This is a genomic window from Paraburkholderia sp. GAS33, assembly GCF_050436645.1.
Classification (GTDB): domain Bacteria; phylum Pseudomonadota; class Gammaproteobacteria; order Burkholderiales; family Burkholderiaceae; genus Paraburkholderia; species Paraburkholderia phenazinium_B.
Genome location: NZ_JBNDMP010000001.1, coordinates 677,424 through 692,387, shown reverse-complemented (window position 1 = coordinate 692,387; position 14,964 = coordinate 677,424). Strand labels below are relative to the sequence as shown.

14 protein-coding genes are annotated in these 14,964 nt (G+C 61.8%); 4 read left to right on the top strand and 10 right to left on the bottom strand.

Annotated features, from left to right (window positions below; translation table 11 throughout):
* The first annotated feature begins 32 nt into the window (after positions 1-32).
* Entirely contained in the window at positions 33-899 is an 867-nt protein-coding gene (locus P3T24_RS03190; RefSeq protein ID WP_429285723.1) for an aldo/keto reductase, read from the top strand.
* A 90-nt stretch (positions 900-989) separates the two neighbouring features.
* Here the strand turns inward: P3T24_RS03190 and P3T24_RS03185 are convergent, their stop codons facing one another.
* Positions 990-1,799, bottom strand: coding sequence for an SDR family NAD(P)-dependent oxidoreductase (locus P3T24_RS03185; RefSeq protein ID WP_429432381.1), 810 nt, complete (start codon positions 1,797-1,799; stop codon positions 990-992).
* A 139-nt stretch (positions 1,800-1,938) separates the two neighbouring features.
* Between P3T24_RS03185 and P3T24_RS03180 the strand changes: the two genes are divergently transcribed.
* Both P3T24_RS03180 and P3T24_RS03175 read left to right on the top strand, forming a co-directional pair.
* Positions 1,939-2,889, top strand: coding sequence for a GlxA family transcriptional regulator (locus P3T24_RS03180; RefSeq protein WP_429432378.1), 951 nt, complete (start codon positions 1,939-1,941; stop codon positions 2,887-2,889).
* A 153-nt stretch (positions 2,890-3,042) separates the two neighbouring features.
* Positions 3,043-4,152, top strand: a complete 1,110-nt coding sequence (locus P3T24_RS03175) for an alkene reductase (protein ID WP_429432375.1) — start codon at positions 3,043-3,045, stop codon at positions 4,150-4,152.
* 89 nt (positions 4,153-4,241) lie between these two features.
* Here the strand turns inward: P3T24_RS03175 and P3T24_RS03170 are convergent, their stop codons facing one another.
* The 8 genes from P3T24_RS03170 to rhaM all read right to left on the bottom strand — a co-directional run bounded on the left by P3T24_RS03170 (position 4,242) and on the right by rhaM (position 12,854).
* A complete protein-coding gene (locus P3T24_RS03170; RefSeq protein ID WP_429432372.1) occupies positions 4,242-5,066 on the bottom strand; it encodes an NAD-dependent epimerase/dehydratase family protein in 825 nt (274 codons plus the stop codon).
* A 66-nt stretch (positions 5,067-5,132) separates the two neighbouring features.
* Entirely contained in the window at positions 5,133-6,440 is a 1,308-nt protein-coding gene (locus P3T24_RS03165; RefSeq protein ID WP_429432369.1) for an MFS transporter, read from the bottom strand.
* A gap of 389 nt (positions 6,441-6,829) precedes the next feature.
* Positions 6,830-7,837 (bottom strand): rhamnose ABC transporter substrate-binding protein, encoded by a 1,008-nt coding sequence (gene rhaS / locus P3T24_RS03160; protein WP_122158912.1) that lies wholly within the window; start codon positions 7,835-7,837, stop codon positions 6,830-6,832.
* Positions 7,838-7,927: 90 nt separating this feature from the next.
* The gene (locus tag P3T24_RS03155) at positions 7,928-8,941 is read right to left on the bottom strand and encodes an ABC transporter permease (protein ID WP_429432366.1); all 1,014 of its coding nucleotides are present in this window, start codon (positions 8,939-8,941) and stop codon (positions 7,928-7,930) included.
* Positions 8,934-9,998, bottom strand: a complete 1,065-nt coding sequence (locus P3T24_RS03150) for an ABC transporter permease (RefSeq protein ID WP_074268758.1) — start codon at positions 9,996-9,998, stop codon at positions 8,934-8,936. The genes P3T24_RS03155 and P3T24_RS03150 overlap by 8 nt, the downstream gene beginning before the upstream one ends.
* Positions 9,995-11,524: a sugar ABC transporter ATP-binding protein gene (locus tag P3T24_RS03145; protein ID WP_429432363.1), complete on the bottom strand. Its 1,530-nt coding sequence runs from the start codon at positions 11,522-11,524 to the stop codon at positions 9,995-9,997. The genes P3T24_RS03150 and P3T24_RS03145 overlap by 4 nt, the downstream gene beginning before the upstream one ends.
* Positions 11,525-11,619: 95 nt before the next feature.
* Complete coding sequence (locus P3T24_RS03140) at positions 11,620-12,513, bottom strand: amidohydrolase family protein (protein WP_429432360.1); 894 nt, start codon at positions 12,511-12,513, stop codon at positions 11,620-11,622.
* Between the two features lie 17 nt (positions 12,514-12,530).
* The gene (gene rhaM / locus P3T24_RS03135; protein ID WP_429432357.1) at positions 12,531-12,854 is read right to left on the bottom strand and encodes an L-rhamnose mutarotase; all 324 of its coding nucleotides are present in this window, start codon (positions 12,852-12,854) and stop codon (positions 12,531-12,533) included.
* A 207-nt stretch (positions 12,855-13,061) separates the two neighbouring features.
* On the opposite strand from rhaM, the gene P3T24_RS03130 reads away from it, so the two are divergent.
* Entirely contained in the window at positions 13,062-14,087 is a 1,026-nt protein-coding gene (locus P3T24_RS03130; RefSeq protein WP_429285732.1) for a LysR family transcriptional regulator, read from the top strand.
* An 11-nt stretch (positions 14,088-14,098) separates the two neighbouring features.
* Here the strand turns inward: P3T24_RS03130 and P3T24_RS03125 are convergent, their stop codons facing one another.
* Complete coding sequence (locus tag P3T24_RS03125) at positions 14,099-14,881, bottom strand: SDR family NAD(P)-dependent oxidoreductase (RefSeq protein ID WP_429285733.1); 783 nt, start codon at positions 14,879-14,881, stop codon at positions 14,099-14,101.
* Positions 14,882-14,964: the final 83 nt, after the last annotated feature.

The window sequence follows — 14,964 nt, the reverse complement described above, 5'->3', positions numbered from 1 at the left end:
GACTCACGACATTCACCATAAGGAGACGAGCAATGAGCGATCTGAGCAATCCGTCGGCAGAAGCGTCGGGTACTTTCAAACTGGGCGGCGAAGTCGAGATCCATCGTCTGGGATACGGCGCCATGCGCATTACAGGCCCGGGTATCTGGGGACCGCCTGACCATCCGGCCGAGGCAGTGCGCACATTGCAGAGCCTGCGCGAGCTCGGTGTGAATTTCATCGATACGGCGGACTCTTACGGCCCCGATGTGTCCGAGCAGCTCATCCGCGAAGCGTTGCATCCGTACACCGATCTGCTGATTGCGACGAAGGCCGGGCTGCATCGACCAGGACCGGATCGCTGGGAGCCGGATGGCCGTCCGGAACATCTGCGACAGAGGCTACAGAAGAGCCTGCAGAATCTGGGCGTCGAGCAGATTGCTCTATGGCAACTGCATCGGATCGATCCGAAGGTGCCGCGCGACGAACAGTTCGATGCAGTCCGTTCGTTGCAGAACGAGGGGTTGATCCGCTTTGCCGGCTTGAGCGAAGTATCGGTCGAGGACATTCAGGCTGCCTCGAAGTATTTCAAGGTCGCGACGGTGCAGAACCGCTACAACCTGTCCGATCGCGCTAGCGAGGACGTGCTCGAACACTGCGAAAAACACGGCATCGGTTTTATTCCGTGGTATCCGCTCGCAGCCGGCAGTCTGACGCAAGCGGACTCGCCGCTACAAAAAATGGCGGCCGCACGCAACGTCAGCGCGGGCCAGATTGCACTGGCGTGGCTGCTCAAGCGCAGCCCGGTGATGTTGCCGATTCCGGGGACATCGAAGCGCACCCATCTTCGCGAGAATGTGGCCGCCGCGGAGATCAGTCTGAGCGATCGGGAGTTCGCTGAACTGGAAGCGCTGCGCTAATCACGTAAAGCCGTGCCGCGTCGGCAAGCAAAGCCCGGGCACGGATAAAGGAGCCGCGAACACCGCGGCTCCTTTACTTCAAGCAGTACTTCAAGCGGCGCTCTTCACGCCGTAACGCGCAGCCGGCTCACTGCGGGACAGGTTCGGTCCCAGCGCGGCGCGCGCCGCTTCGAACGCGGCCCAGTCGGCCGCATCGGGCAGCGACGGAACCGTGGCCAGTTCGCCCTGATCCAGTCCCGCGAGCGCTGCGTCGACGAGATCGTCCGCGCTCATCACAATGCTCTGCGGCAGGTTCTCAACGGGGTGGCCCGCGACGTCCCAGAACTCGGTGCGAGTCGCACCTGGCAGCACCGCTTGCACGCGGACACCCTTCGCCGCCAGCTCATGGTGCAACGACTGGCTGAACGCCAGCACGAATGCCTTGGTGCCGCCGTACACGCCGTTCAGGATTTCCGGCGCCACCGCCACGATCGAAGCAATATTGACGATCGTGCCCGTTCCCCGCGCGACGAACGCCGGCGCAATCGCATACGTCAGCCGCGTAAGCGAAGTGACGTTCAGATCGATCATCGCTTCCATGGTGTCCACGTCGGAAACGAGCAGCGGGCCGGCACCGCCGATCCCTGCATTGTTCACCAGCATCGTGATGCTCGAATCGCTGCGCAGAATCTCTTCGATGCGCCGCACGTCGGCCTTGTTACCCAAGTCCGCTGCAACCACTTCGATCGAACGGCCCGTCGCGCTCGTCAGACGATTAGCCAGCTTGCCGAGCCGTTCGCGGTTGCGCGCCACCAGAATCAGATCGTAACCGCGGTGGGCAAGGCGATCTGCGTAAATCGCACCAATTCCGGAAGAAGCGCCGGTAATCAACGCTGTGCCCTTGTGTGTCGTGTCGTTCATCAACTTTCTCCGTTAGCGCCAACCCATGTCGGCCTGCATGGAACGAAGATTAAGCGTAGACTCGGAAGTCTCAAATGTCATAGATGCCACTTTTTAGGACATCACTTTGACCATCGGTGCGACGCCCAGGGAATCCATCATGTTGCGTATTGGAATCGTGCTGTACCGCGGCTTCCAGGTCATCAACCTGGCTGTCACGACGGTCTTTGAATTTGCCAACGTGACGGCTAGCGAGCCCCTCTATGAGTTCGTGCTGCTGTCCGAGCATGGCGGCCCAGTGCAGACCTCGACCGGCTTCGCGGTCGAGACGCAGCCATTCGACGACAGCCGTTTCGATACCGTGCTGGTGGTCGGCGATAACGAAGTGATCGAACCCGGCGCAGCACTGATCGCCTTTTTGCAGCGCTCGGCGCAGACCTCGCGGCGCATCGGCTCAACCTGCACCGGTGCGTTCAATCTTGCGCAAGCGGGTCTGCTCGACGGACGACGCGCAACCACCCACTGGTTTTTCGCGGCGCGCCTGCGTCAGGACTACCCCGCGGTGAAGCTGGAGGAAGACCGCATTTTTATCATCGACGGCCCGGTGTGGACCTCTGCGGGCATGACGGCGTGCATCGATCTGGCGCTGGCACTCGTTGAAAAAGATGCTGGGGCCGAGATCGCGCGACTGGTGGCGAAGAAACTCGTCGTCTATCACCGACGCGCGGGCGGCCAGTCGCAATATTCAGCGCTGCTCGAGCTGGAGCCGCGCTCCGACCGGATTCAGATGGCGCTCGCCTATGCGAAACAGAATCTTCATACCGAACTGTCGGTCGAGCAGCTTGCCGAAGCGGCCCATTTGAGTCCACGGCAATTCAGCCGCGCGTTTCGGGCGGAGACCGGCCAATCGCCGGCAAAGGCGGTCGAGCATCTGCGCATCGAGGCGGCGCGTCTGATGCTCGAGTCGGGTCTGCATCCCATTGAAGTCGTGGCGCGCGATACCGGCTTTGGCGATCGCGAACGGATGCGGCGCGCGTTCCTGCGCGCGTTCGGGCAGCCGCCACAGGTGATACGGCGCGCTTCGCGCGGCGATGAATCGCGCCATGTGTGACACCCATGTCCGCAATGTTCGGAACGTGAGCCTGTTTTTCCCGCTGCACGATCGGCATAGAGTTCTCGTCAAGGCAACGGACTTTCCACACTCTCAGGCAAAAACCTGGCGGTACGTCCACCGTGCTAAACCAGATCTCAAGCAGAGGGAATCATGTCCAAACTCTTTACCGGCGTTCGAGTCGGCCCATATGAATTCGCGCACCGCGTGGTGCTCGCTCCGCTCACGCGCATGCGCGCCGAGGACGGCGCCAAACCAGGCCCGCTGATGGCCGAATACTACGCACAACGTACTTCCGAAGGGGCATTGCTGATCAGCGAGGCCACTATCGCCGCTGCGAACGGCAACGGTTATCTTGGCGCACCGGGTCTCTTCGACGACAGCCAGATCGCCGGCTGGCGCCTTGTGACCGATGCTGTGCATGCCAAGGGTGGCAAGATCTTTCTGCAGCTCTATCACGCCGAGCGGCAATCGAACTCCGAAGTGCAACCCGCTGGCAGCCAGCCAGTTGGACCCTCAGCGATTCCCCATGGCGGCGTTGCTTATACGAAGTCGGGCTGGGTTCCCAACACGCCGAATCGCGCGCTGGAAATCGAAGAAATTGCCGGGCTGGTGGAAAGCTTCCGGCGTGCTGCAGAACGCGGTGTCGCAGCAGGTTTCGACGGCGTGGAACTGCACGCAGCTAACGGCTATCTGTTCGACCAGTTCCTGCAGGACGGCAGCAACAAGCGCACCGATATCTATGGCGGTTCCTTCGAGAATCGCGCGCGCTTTCTGCTGGAAGTCACCCGTGCGGTGATCTCGGTGTGGGGTAGCGACAAGGTGGCCGTGCGTCTTGGTCCGAGCGGCTCGTGGGGCGATATGTCGGATAGCGATCCGGTTGGCCTTTTCAGTTACGTAGCAGAGCAACTGGACAAGCTGGATCTGGCTTACCTGCATCTGATCGAACCGCGGGTGCTGGGGAATGTCGACGATGAAAGCAAGGATCAGCGCCCCGTGGCGACGCAACTGATCCGCCAGCATTACAAAGGCACGATTATCGCGGCGGGTGGCTTCAAGGGCGATACGGCCGAGGCTATCGTCAAGGCTGGCGACGCGGACCTGGTTGCCTTCGGACGGGACTTCATCGCCAACCCGGATCTGCCTGCGCGTCTGCGTGACAAGCTGCCGCTGAATCCGTACGATCGCCCGACCTTCTTCGGCGGCACGGAGGCCGGCTATACCGACTATCCGTTTTATAGTGAGGAAGCCTTAGCGGTCTGAAAGCGCAGATGATACCGGTGAGGCGGCGGTGACGGCACAGAACTGCCTCACCGCCGTCGCCTCCCCGGCGGCGCTACCCGAGAATCGACTCAAGACTGCGGCAGCCCGACCACGTACATCCCACCCTGAAACTGCTGCGCGGGATCGTCGAATTCCTCAGTCGGCGCCTGAACCGGAAACAGCCCATCGAACTCGGCGGAACTGTCCTGCGGCCGATAACCCAAAAACGCAGCCTTGCTGTTATCCCACCACAAGACCCGGTTGTTCGATACGCCGTACACAATCGCATGCCCCACGCGATTCGTGAACAGCGAGCAGCGCACCAGTTCGATAAAGTCGCGGTAGCTCAGATAGGTCACCAGCATGCGCGGATTCTTCGGTGCTTCGAACGAAGAACCGATCCGCATGCACACCGTCTCCAGACCGAAGCGGTCGAAGTAGTAGCGCGACAGCGATTCGCCAAAGCACTTCGTCACGCCATAGAGACTATCCGGACGCAGCGGGGAATCCACATCGAGCACAGACGTGGTTGGATGAAAACCGATTGCGTGATTGGAGCTCGCAAACAGCACGCGCTTCACGCCATGCTTCTGCGCCGCGGCGTACAGATTGTAGACGCCGCGAATATTCGCTTCGAGAAGATCGTCGAAGCGCGCATCCGTGGAGATGCCGCCCAGATGCACGACAGCATCGACGCCCTCGAGCAACGCGTCCACCGCTGCACGGTCTGCAAGATCGAGCACGACGTGCTCTTCGTGCGCAGCCGCTTCGCCCATTGGCGCGATATCGGACAGACGCACCACATCCGCCCATTGCGCCAGCGCGCCGCGCAACTGCCGGCCGAGATTGCCGGCCGCACCGGTCAACAAAAGCCGTTTAAACGGCTTACCCGTCGATTCCTGCTGATTGCTCATCCTGCGACTTCTCCGATTCTGCCACCGCCGTCCAGCAGGCCGTGGCCGGACAGAGGTAGCGGTTGCTTATGCGCGTGCCGCGTCGGCACCGCGCGGAACTGCATCGGCGGTGCGCTGCTGCGGCTCGGCCGGTTCTTTCAACACGAGCCATACTACGACGGCCCCGATAAGATCGAAACAGGCGAGCGAGACAAACAGCGGGTCATAACCGACCAGCGCCACCAGCACACCCACCGCCAGCGAAAACAGCGTGGCGCCCGCATAACCGGCCATCCCCGTCAAGCCGGTGGCAGTCGCGACATCGTTCTTGCCGAACACGTCGGAAGCGAGAGTGTAAAGGGCGCCGGACAGCGTCTGATGCGCAAACCCGCCGATACAGAACAGCGCGATAGCGACATACGGGCTGGTCACCAGACCGATGCAGGCAGGTCCGATCATACACAACGAACCCGTCACGACCACCAGTTTGCGCGAGGTGATCAGCGAGGTGTTGAAGTGCTTCTGATACCACGGCGCGAGATAACCGCCCAGCACGCAACCGATGTCAGCCGCAAGGAACGGCAGCCACGCGAACATCGCGATCTCTTTCAGATTCATGTGACGCACGCTCACCATATAGAGCGGAATCCAGAAATTGAAGGTCTGCCAGGCCGGTTCGGCGAGAAAACGCGGAATCGCGATGCCCCAGAACGCGCGGCGCTTGACGATAGCGCGCCATGAGGGGCGGGTTGCCGTCGCTGTCTTGTGTTGCGCTTCCTGGCCTTCAAGGATGTAATCGCGCTCGCTATCGGACAGGCGTGGCTGATCTTTCGGCGCACGGTACAGCAGCAGCCACAGCACGCTCCACACAAGCCCAAGCACGCCGATCGACACGAACGCCATACGCCAGTTGCCGTGCAGCACCCACCAGACGACGAGCGGCGGCGCAATCACCGCGCCGATCGACGAGCCGATGTTGAACCAGCCCGTAGCAATCGAACGCTCTTTGGCGGGAAACCATTCGGAGGTGGCCTTGAGGCCCGAAGGGATACCGGCCGCTTCGGTCAGGCCGAGCATGCCGCGAAACACCGCGAGCGAAATCCAGCCGTTGGCCGCGCCGTGCAACATGCAGGCGCCCGACCACGCGATGGCGAACAGAGCGAAGCCGATCTTGGTGCCGACCACATCGAGCACGTAGCCAGCCACCGGTTGCATGATCATGTACGCGCCCTGGAACGACGCGACGATATACGAGTACTGCGCGGTCGAAATGCTCAGCAGCCGGTTCATTTCCGGCGCGGCCACCGCCAGCGAATTGCGCGCAATGTAGTTGACGATCAGACCCGAGGTGACGAGTCCAATCATCCACCAGCGCATGCCTCTAACCTTGCCCATTTGCTCCTCCGGAGTGCCGCCGTGTGCTGACGTGCTGTTTAGTGTGGTGTGCGGCGTCTGCTTGCCGCGGATCGCACCGCGGACGCACCACCATGCAGCGTCGCACCATGGACGCCAAGATAATCAACCGGGGGAATAGTTGTCAAGCAACATTGAAGTTGAATGATTTTATGCGAAGGGCCGATCGTTATTTTTGGTTATATTTGCGTGTTATTTGACAGATTTTATAGGCTACTTAGGCGATCAAACAGCTGACCGGGTGTTTACCCGCAAAGTATTTTTGCCAAACAACTTTGCAAGGTTCACAAATAGTTCCTTCCGATAGCAAAAACGCCCCGAAGGGCGTTTTGCCAGGCACAACCGCGTGCCCTCTTCCTGACGCTTGCGCGTTAGAAATTGAAGTTGTCGATATTGCTCGAATCGAATGTGGTCGGCGGTCCAAGAATGATTTCGCCCTGCGGCCCGATGGTGCGCTTGCCTAGCTTACCCGCGTCGAACGACTCGCCTTCCTTGCCGGTAATCGTCCCCGATGAGAGCGCCGCAGCGGCATAGGCAGCGAGGTACCCGAGCTGGTTCGGATCCCACAACTGGAACGCTTTCACGGTGCCGTTCTTGACGAACGCGCGCATCTGGTTCGGCGTGCCCAGGCCAGTCACATCCACTTTGCCCTTGCTGGACGACGTCGAGATGTAGCGTGCCGCCGCCGCAATACCCACCGTCGTCGGCGCAACGATCGCCTTCAGATTCGGGTAAGCCTGCAGCAGGCCCTGAGTCTCGACGAACGACTTCTGGTCATCGTCATTGCCGTAGGCAATTTTCACCAGCTTGATCTTCGAGTATTCCGGCTTCTTCAACTCCTCCTGCATCCACTTGATCCAGGTGTTCTGGTTCGTCGCATTGGGCGTGGCCGAGAGAATCGCAAACTCGCCCTCGCCGCCCATCAGCTTCGCGACCAGCTGGACCTGCCCGCGCCCGATGCCTTCCGCGTTGGCCTGATTGACAAACAGTTGCCGCCCTTCCGGCGCCGTATCCGAGTCGAACGTGACGACCTTGATGCCTTGCGACATCGCCTTCTTCAGATAAGGCACGACCGCGTTCGCGTCATTGGCGGCGATCACGATCGCATCCTGACGCTGCGTGATCAGCGTATTGATGTATTGCACCTGGGACGAAGCGCCCGCATCCGACGGCCCCACCACCTTGCCGACGCCACCGAATTCCTTGATCGCGGCCATACCGCCGTTATCGGCGATCACCTCGTACGGGTTGTTGATCTGCTTCGGGATGAATGCAATCTTCAGGCCGCTCTTGAGATCGGCCGCGCCGGCCGCGAGGCTGATGCCCAGCAGCGTGGCGCAGAGCGCGACGGCTCCGGCCTGACGTAGGGGTTTGAACATGAAGTGTCTCCTGGCTAGATAATCGGACGTTAATGCGTCCGGGTTGTTGATATCAGGAACGGCACACCGTACAACAGCCGTACGGCAAAACTAGGACGCCGACGACCTGGCGATAAACCGCCGGTCGCGCATCGCGCGCCAGCGGGCCACCAGATTGGGGATCAGCACCGACGCCAGCAACAGCACGCCGGTGACGATCGTGAGCGTTTCGCTCGAGACGTCATCGAGCGTCAGCGCGTTTTTCAGCACGCCGATAATCAGCAGCGACAGCAACACGCCGACCATCGAGCCGCGCCCCCCAAAAATACTGACACCACCGAACAGCACCGCCGCGATCACGGAAAGCTCGAAGCCCTCGCCGTTGTCGCCACGCGCGCTGGTAAAGCGCAGCGTATAGACCACGCCGGCTAGCGCGCTCATCGCGCCCGACAACACAAACAGGCGCAAGCGGATTTTTGCCACTTCGATACCGGAGAACGTCGCGGCAGTCGGATTGGCCCCGATCGCATAGAGGCTGCGGCCAAATGCCGTGGCCTGCAACAGCACCGTGAAAATCACGGCGCCGACGATCACGATCACAAATGGCAGCGGGATAAACGTCGGGCCAAGGTTGTTCATGCCAAAGGCCGTGTAGCCAGCCGGAAAATCCGCGACCGCCTGATCGCCGAGCAGCACATAAGCGAGGCCGCGAAACAGCGCGAGCGTGCCGATCGTCACAGCAAGCGAAGGCAGGTTCAGCTTGACGATCACGAGACCATTCAGCAGCCCGGCCAGCGCGCCGACGATCAGCACCAGCACGATCACGACCGGCATCGGCAGACCCATATGCCACAGCACGCCCATCAGCGCGCTCGATGCCCCGAGCACCGAAGCCACCGAGAGATCGATTTCAGCGGCGACGATGATCAAGGTCATCGGCAGCGCCATCAGCGCGATTTCGGTGAGATCGGCGAGGACGTTGCTGATATTCGCGCCGGTCAGAAACACCGGCGACAGCACACGGCCCAGGGCCAGCGACAACGCCAGCACAATCACAAGCAGCAGTTCCCAGCGCAACGGCGTCTCGCGTTTGCGGGTTAGCAGCGCGGAATCGGGTTTAGCCATGATCGCGTTTCCTTATCATGCGTTTGGCGACGGAGCGGGCCAGCAAGGTATCGGCTGCGATCGCCACGACGATCAGCGCGCCCTGAATGGCCTGTTCCCAGAATGGCGACACGCGCAATACCACCAGCGCGATACTGATCACGCCCAGCACCAGCGCACCCAGTGTCGCGCCGAGGATGGTGCCGACACCACCCGTAATCGCGACGCTGCCCACCACCGCTGCGGCTACCACCTGCAGTTCGATACCTTTAGCAGTACTGGCATCCACAGTGCCGAAACGCGCGAGCCATAGCGCGCCCGCAAAGCCCGCAATCGCACCGGACAACAGAAAGCCCGACATCACGCGCCGCTCGACATTGACGCCCGCGAGCCGCGCCGCCTCCGGATTCGAACCGATCGCATAGTGCTCACGGCCGGCGCGAAACTGTTTGAGATACACCGACAAGCCGATCAGCACCACAATGGCGATCAGGGCGAGCGTCGGCACGCCGAAGAACACGCCGGTCGCGAGCCGCGAATAGGCATCGGGCAAACTGGTCGCGTTGATCTGTCCGCCATGCACCCACGCATAGTCCGCACCGCGGAAGATATAGAGCGTCGACAGCGTGGCGACCAGCGACGGCACGCGCCCTACCGCCACCAGCAGCGCATTGATGCCACCCGCTACCAGGCCGATCGCGAGACCAGCCGCCAGCGCCACGATCACCGGCATATGCGGAAACGCGACATACAGACTGCCAACCGCATAGGCGCTGATACCGACCGTCGATCCCACCGAGAGATCGATATGCCGCATCAGGATCACGACCGTCATGCCGGCCGTCAGCAGGCTGATAATCGACACATTCAGCAGCACGTCGCGCAGATTCTGCAGATTCAGAAACTGCGGCCGCGCGAGTGCCGTGCCCACGATCAGCAATATCAGCACGACGAACAGCGTGGTTTCGCGGCTTTTTGCCAGTGCGGAAACCAGTCCGCCCGTTTTCGCAGGCGGACCACCGGCGACGGGAGGCCGCACCGGCGCCGGATGAGGATGAGTATGGGAGTGGCGCATCATGCGGCGTGCCCTAGTGGGTTCATAGGCTGGCCTAGCGCGGCGCCCATGATCCGTTCTTCGTTCGCATCGGCGCGTGCAATCTCGGCGCTGATACGTCCTTCGTGCATCACCAGTACGCGGTCGGCCATGCCGAGCACCTCTGGCAATTCGCTAGAGATCATCAGCACGGCCATGCCGTTCGTGACCAGTTCCGCCAGTGCGCTATACACCTCCGCTTTGGCGCCGACGTCGATGCCGCGCGTGGGTTCGTCGATGATCAGGACCTTGGGGTCGGTCGCGAGCCATTTGCCGAGCACGACCTTCTGCTGGTTGCCGCCCGAGAGCGTGCCGACTGGTGCATTGGCGTCACCCGCTTTCAGACGCAGACGCGTGCCCCACTGCGCCGCAAGTTGCGTTTCGCTGCGCGTGGAGATGAGTCCGTGTTTGACGAGGCGCCCGAGCACCGTCATCGACGCATTGCGCGCGATGCTCAGTTCAAGCGCCAAACCTTGCTGACGACGGTCTTCCGGCACCAGCGCTAACCCGGCGCGCACTGCTGCGGCGGGGCGTCCAGTGGCAAGCGGTTTGCCAGCAATCTGCACCTCACCCGCATCGAGCGGATCGATACCGAAGATCGCCCGCGCCACTTCGCTGCGTCCCGCGCCGACCAGACCCGCCAGCGCCACGATTTCACCCGCGCGGACTTCGAACGAGATGTCCTTGAACACACCCAACCGCGTCAGTCCACGCACCGACAAACGCACTTCGCCAGGCGCGACATCCGCCTTCGGGTAGAAGCTCTCCAGATCGCGCCCGACCATCTTGGCCACAATCGCCGCCGTCGTGAGATCCGCGGTAGGCGCGTCGAATACCTTCGCACCGTCGCGCATGATGGTGACGTGCTGCGTCAAGGCAAATACTTCGTCGAGACGGTGGGTAATAAACAGGATCGCGACATCGCGTTCACGCAACTTGCGCACGATCGCAAAGAGCCGCTCTACTTCGGTCAAGGACAACGCCGCGGTCGGCTCATCCATGATCAGCACGTTCGCATTCAGCGATAGCGCCTTGGCAATTTCAATCACCTGCTGGTCGGCGATCGACAACCCGCGCACGAGTTGATCCGCCTGCAGATCGACACCGAGCGATGCGAGCAGGCCATTCACTTCGCTGCGCATCGCGTCGTACTGAATCCGTCCAATACGGTCCACCGGCTGGCGGCCCATGAAGATATTCTCGGCAATCGAGAGATCGAAGAACAGCGTGGGTTCCTGATAGATCACCGCGAGACCGGCATCGCGCGCCGCGGCGGGCGTCGCAAAGCTCTGCGCGACGCCATCGATCAGAATCTCTCCGGTATCGGGTTGATGCACCCCGGCAAGAATCTTCACCAGCGTCGATTTGCCCGCGCCGTTTTCGCCGAGCAGCGCATGCACTTCGCCCGGCAATAGCTTGAGGTCGCCGTCGGATAACGCGCGCACCCGCCCGAACGATTTGCTCGCATGCCGCAGTTCAAGCCGGGGCGTAGCGGTTGTCTGTTGCTGCACTGCCTGTCTCCTCCATCATGCGGCGTCGTAAGCGCGCCGCGTTTCATCGGGGATGCTGTGTTGCCACGTCGCCGGGTGACGACGTCAAATCCGCATCAGATCCGGTACACGCGCTCAGCGTTGCGGCGAAACAGCGCGTCCTTTTCGGCAACGCTTGCATCCGCAACGATCGATGCGTAGGCGCGCCAAAGATCTTCGTACGAGCCAAACAAACGGTCCACCGGGAAATTCGATGCAAACATCGCGCGCTCGACGCCAAACGTATCGATTGTCTCGAGCACATAAGGACGCAGGCTTTCCACCGTCCATTGGTGATCGAACATCGCGAAGCCACTGAGTTTCACGGCCACGTTCGGGCAGCCGGCCAACTTGCGCATGCCGTCGCGCCATGCGCGGTATCCGGCCACGCTACTGCGGTCAACGAACATTCCCGCGTGATTGATGATGAACTGCGTATCCGCGTGGGCCTGGGCCAGCGCCACAGCCTCGTCCATCTGCGACGGATAGATTTGCATATCGAACGACATGTCATAGCGCCGCAACAGCGCGAAATTCTCGCGCCATACGGAATCGCGCATCAGATGGCGCCCGATGTAGTCGAACAGCTTGTTCTCGTGCACGTTCAGGATCTGCCGGATGCCGCGCGTATTCGCAAAGGCCGCGTGCCCTTCTAAAACCTGCGCGGCATTCGGCGCAGAGAGATCAACGCCCGCGACGATGCCATTCGGCATGCCGCGCGACCCAGCCTCATTCGCGAGGCCTTGCAACCAGCGAGTCTCCTCGACCGGATCGGCGGGGTCGTGATTCGCCTCCACGTGCACCACTTTCAGAATCTGGATCTCGCCCGCTTCGCGCAGCAGATCCGCCAGCAGATAGTCGTGCTTGAGTTCGCGCGCGTCCCCAACAAACGACACGCCCGGATTCGCAAGCCACGGGTAATGGTGCGTCTTCAGATCCCACAGATGGATATGCGGGTCGACAACTTGCATGGAATAGCCTCCTCGCTTCAACCCGCCGTCTGCAGATGAAACACCGGCTCCAGCGCCTGCTGCAGCGGCGTGTGATTCGGGGCGGTCTGCATGATGTCGGCCATGTGATCCCACCATTTGCGCATGACTTCGAGCTCGGGCAAACGGTCCATATGATGATCGGGGGTACGTGTCAGGATGGCAAAGAGGTGGTGGGTGCCCGCGTCGAAGAAGATACGGTAGTCGCGCACGCCCGCCTGCTGCAACGCATCAACCAGCTCGGGCCAGATCTGCTGATGCCGGCGCTCGTATTCGTCGCGCATGCCGGGGTTAAGCACCATCCGGAAAGCGATTGTCTCCATTGCGGCCTGTCTCCCGTGTTGGGTTTTGATCTGCCGGGGCGCTTTCTGGGGGAAGCGTCTGAACCGACTATAATTCCTCGATCGATAGCATCTCAATCCGTTGTTGGGATTGGGCGATCCAGAAACCGGATCGCATGCCCGGCGATTGCATTTGCAAGCCGTGTCTTCCGACGCACTTTTCACCGCCTCAGTCACCGCATTTGCCCAATGAGCCAGAACGCTGCCACCGTCGCCCTCGTCAACCGGCTCAAATTCAAGCATCTGGCGCTGCTGGTCGCGCTCGACGACGCCCGCAACCTGCATCAGGCCGCCGATGCGGTCAATGTCGCGCAACCCAGCGCGTCCCGCATGCTGGGCGATATCGAGGAAGCGTTCGGCTTCCTGCTGTTCGAGCGCAACGCGCGCGGCATGCAGCCCACCTCGCTTGGCGTCGTCACCCTCGCCTATGCGCGCCGCGCGCTGGCGGAGCTGACCCGCTTTGCCGAAGACCTCGACGTCAAGCGCAAAGGCGGCCATGGACAGTTGACGGTAGGCGCCATCATGGGCGCCGCGCCCGACCTGCTGGCCATGGCGGTCGCCGCGCTGAAGACGGAACGGCCGCTGCTCAATGTGCGCATCCTCGGTGAAACCAGCGATCAAGTGGTCCAGTTGCTGCACCGCCGCGAAGTGGATCTGGCGCTTGGCCGGCTGACCAGCCCCTTGCAACACAACGACTTCAGCTTCGAACCGCTCGCCCGCGAAACCTTGATGCTGGTGGTGCGCGCCGCTCATCCGCTGGCGCAGCGCTCGGCCATTACCTTGCGCGAACTGATCGACTGGCCGTGGGTCGCACAGCCCGTGACCAGTCCGGCGCGCGTGCTGTTCGAAGAGGAACTGGCCCGCGCGGGGCTCGCCACGCCGGTCAATCTGACCGAATGCGCCTCGATCTTCGCCACCCTGCAATTGCTCGAAAACTACGATGCCGTCGCGATGTTGCCCGAGTCCGTCGTGCGCGATCACGTGCGCGGCAAACTGCTGGTGGCGCTGCCCGTCGAAATCGGCAAAAGCCTGTCCGGCTTCGGCATTCTGACTCGCAAGGAAGAAGCGCTCGCTGAACCCGCGCTGCATTTCATCGACCTGCTGCGTAGCGTCTCGCATCAGCTTGCCCGCGACGCGAATGCGCAACCGGAAAGCAGCAAGGGAGCAGCGGTCGCCGCTCCCGCCGGTCACATTGCGCCGCTGCCCGCCCACTGAGCCTCGCACGTTCACTGCAGGTTGACGAACAGACCGCCGTCTACCAGCAATGCCGCGCCCGTCACATAGCGGGCGTAGTCCGAGGCGAGGAACACCACGCAGTCTGCGACATCCTCCGGACGCCCTAGCCTGCCTAGCGGTATCCGTTTCTCGAAGTAGGCTTTCTTGCTTTCGTCGGCCAGGTCCTCGGCGTTCAGATCCGTTGCGATGGTGCCCGGCATCACCGAGTTGCAGCGGATGCCATACGGTCCCAACGCAATTGCGCACGACTGCATCAGCGAATGCACGCCGGCCTTGGTCGGCGTGTAATGGGTCTGCATGCCGCCGCCCACCAGCGCGCTGATCGAACTGGTCGCGACGATCGCGCCGCCTGTTCCCTGCGCCTTCATCTGCTGTGCCGCGGCCTGCGTCACAAAGAACGCGCCATTCAGGTTGACCCCAACCGTCGTTTCCAGCACCTCCGGCGGCATGTCGAGGAACGCGTGAAACGGACAGATGCCCGCATTGCTCGCCAGCACGTCGACCTTGCCGAACGCTTCCACCGTGCGACGCACCAGTTCCGTGCCGGTTTCATGCGCGGCCACGTTGCCTTCCACTGCCAGCGCGCGCCGGCCCAATGCCTCGATCTCGGCCAGCACTTCTCCGACGGCCGAGCGGCGTCCGTACGACGCGTCGTTGTCGCCCCAGTAGTTGATCGCCACATCGGCGCCTTCGCGAGCGCAAGCCACCGCGATGGCCCGGCCGATGCCGCGCGATCCGCCTGTGACGATCACCACCTTGTCCTTGAGCAGCACTTCTTTCTCCTTGATCGATCGGATTGCACCGTGCGCCTTTCGACGCACGTTTCGACATGCCGTTCAACGTGCCCGGCGCATCT

What these genes read in the sequence shown, in the direction of transcription:
- P3T24_RS03190 (WP_429285723.1), top strand. Translation starts at nt 33, where the DNA reads ATGAGCGATCTGAGCAATCCGTCGGCAGAAGCGTCGGGTACTTTCAAA.
- P3T24_RS03185 (WP_429432381.1), bottom strand. Translation starts at nt 1,799, where the DNA reads ATGAACGACACGACACACAAGGGCACAGCGTTGATTACCGGCGCTTCT.
- P3T24_RS03180 (WP_429432378.1), top strand. Translation starts at nt 1,939, where the DNA reads ATGTTGCGTATTGGAATCGTGCTGTACCGCGGCTTCCAGGTCATCAAC.
- P3T24_RS03175 (WP_429432375.1), top strand. Translation starts at nt 3,043, where the DNA reads ATGTCCAAACTCTTTACCGGCGTTCGAGTCGGCCCATATGAATTCGCG.
- P3T24_RS03170 (WP_429432372.1), bottom strand. Translation starts at nt 5,066, where the DNA reads ATGAGCAATCAGCAGGAATCGACGGGTAAGCCGTTTAAACGGCTTTTG.
- P3T24_RS03165 (WP_429432369.1), bottom strand. Translation starts at nt 6,440, where the DNA reads ATGGGCAAGGTTAGAGGCATGCGCTGGTGGATGATTGGACTCGTCACC.
- rhaS (WP_122158912.1), bottom strand. Translation starts at nt 7,837, where the DNA reads ATGTTCAAACCCCTACGTCAGGCCGGAGCCGTCGCGCTCTGCGCCACG.
- P3T24_RS03155 (WP_429432366.1), bottom strand. Translation starts at nt 8,941, where the DNA reads ATGGCTAAACCCGATTCCGCGCTGCTAACCCGCAAACGCGAGACGCCG.
- P3T24_RS03150 (WP_074268758.1), bottom strand. Translation starts at nt 9,998, where the DNA reads ATGATGCGCCACTCCCATACTCATCCTCATCCGGCGCCGGTGCGGCCT.
- P3T24_RS03140 (WP_429432360.1), bottom strand. Translation starts at nt 12,513, where the DNA reads ATGCAAGTTGTCGACCCGCATATCCATCTGTGGGATCTGAAGACGCAC.
- rhaM (WP_429432357.1), bottom strand. Translation starts at nt 12,854, where the DNA reads ATGGAGACAATCGCTTTCCGGATGGTGCTTAACCCCGGCATGCGCGAC.
- P3T24_RS03130 (WP_429285732.1), top strand. Translation starts at nt 13,062, where the DNA reads ATGAGCCAGAACGCTGCCACCGTCGCCCTCGTCAACCGGCTCAAATTC.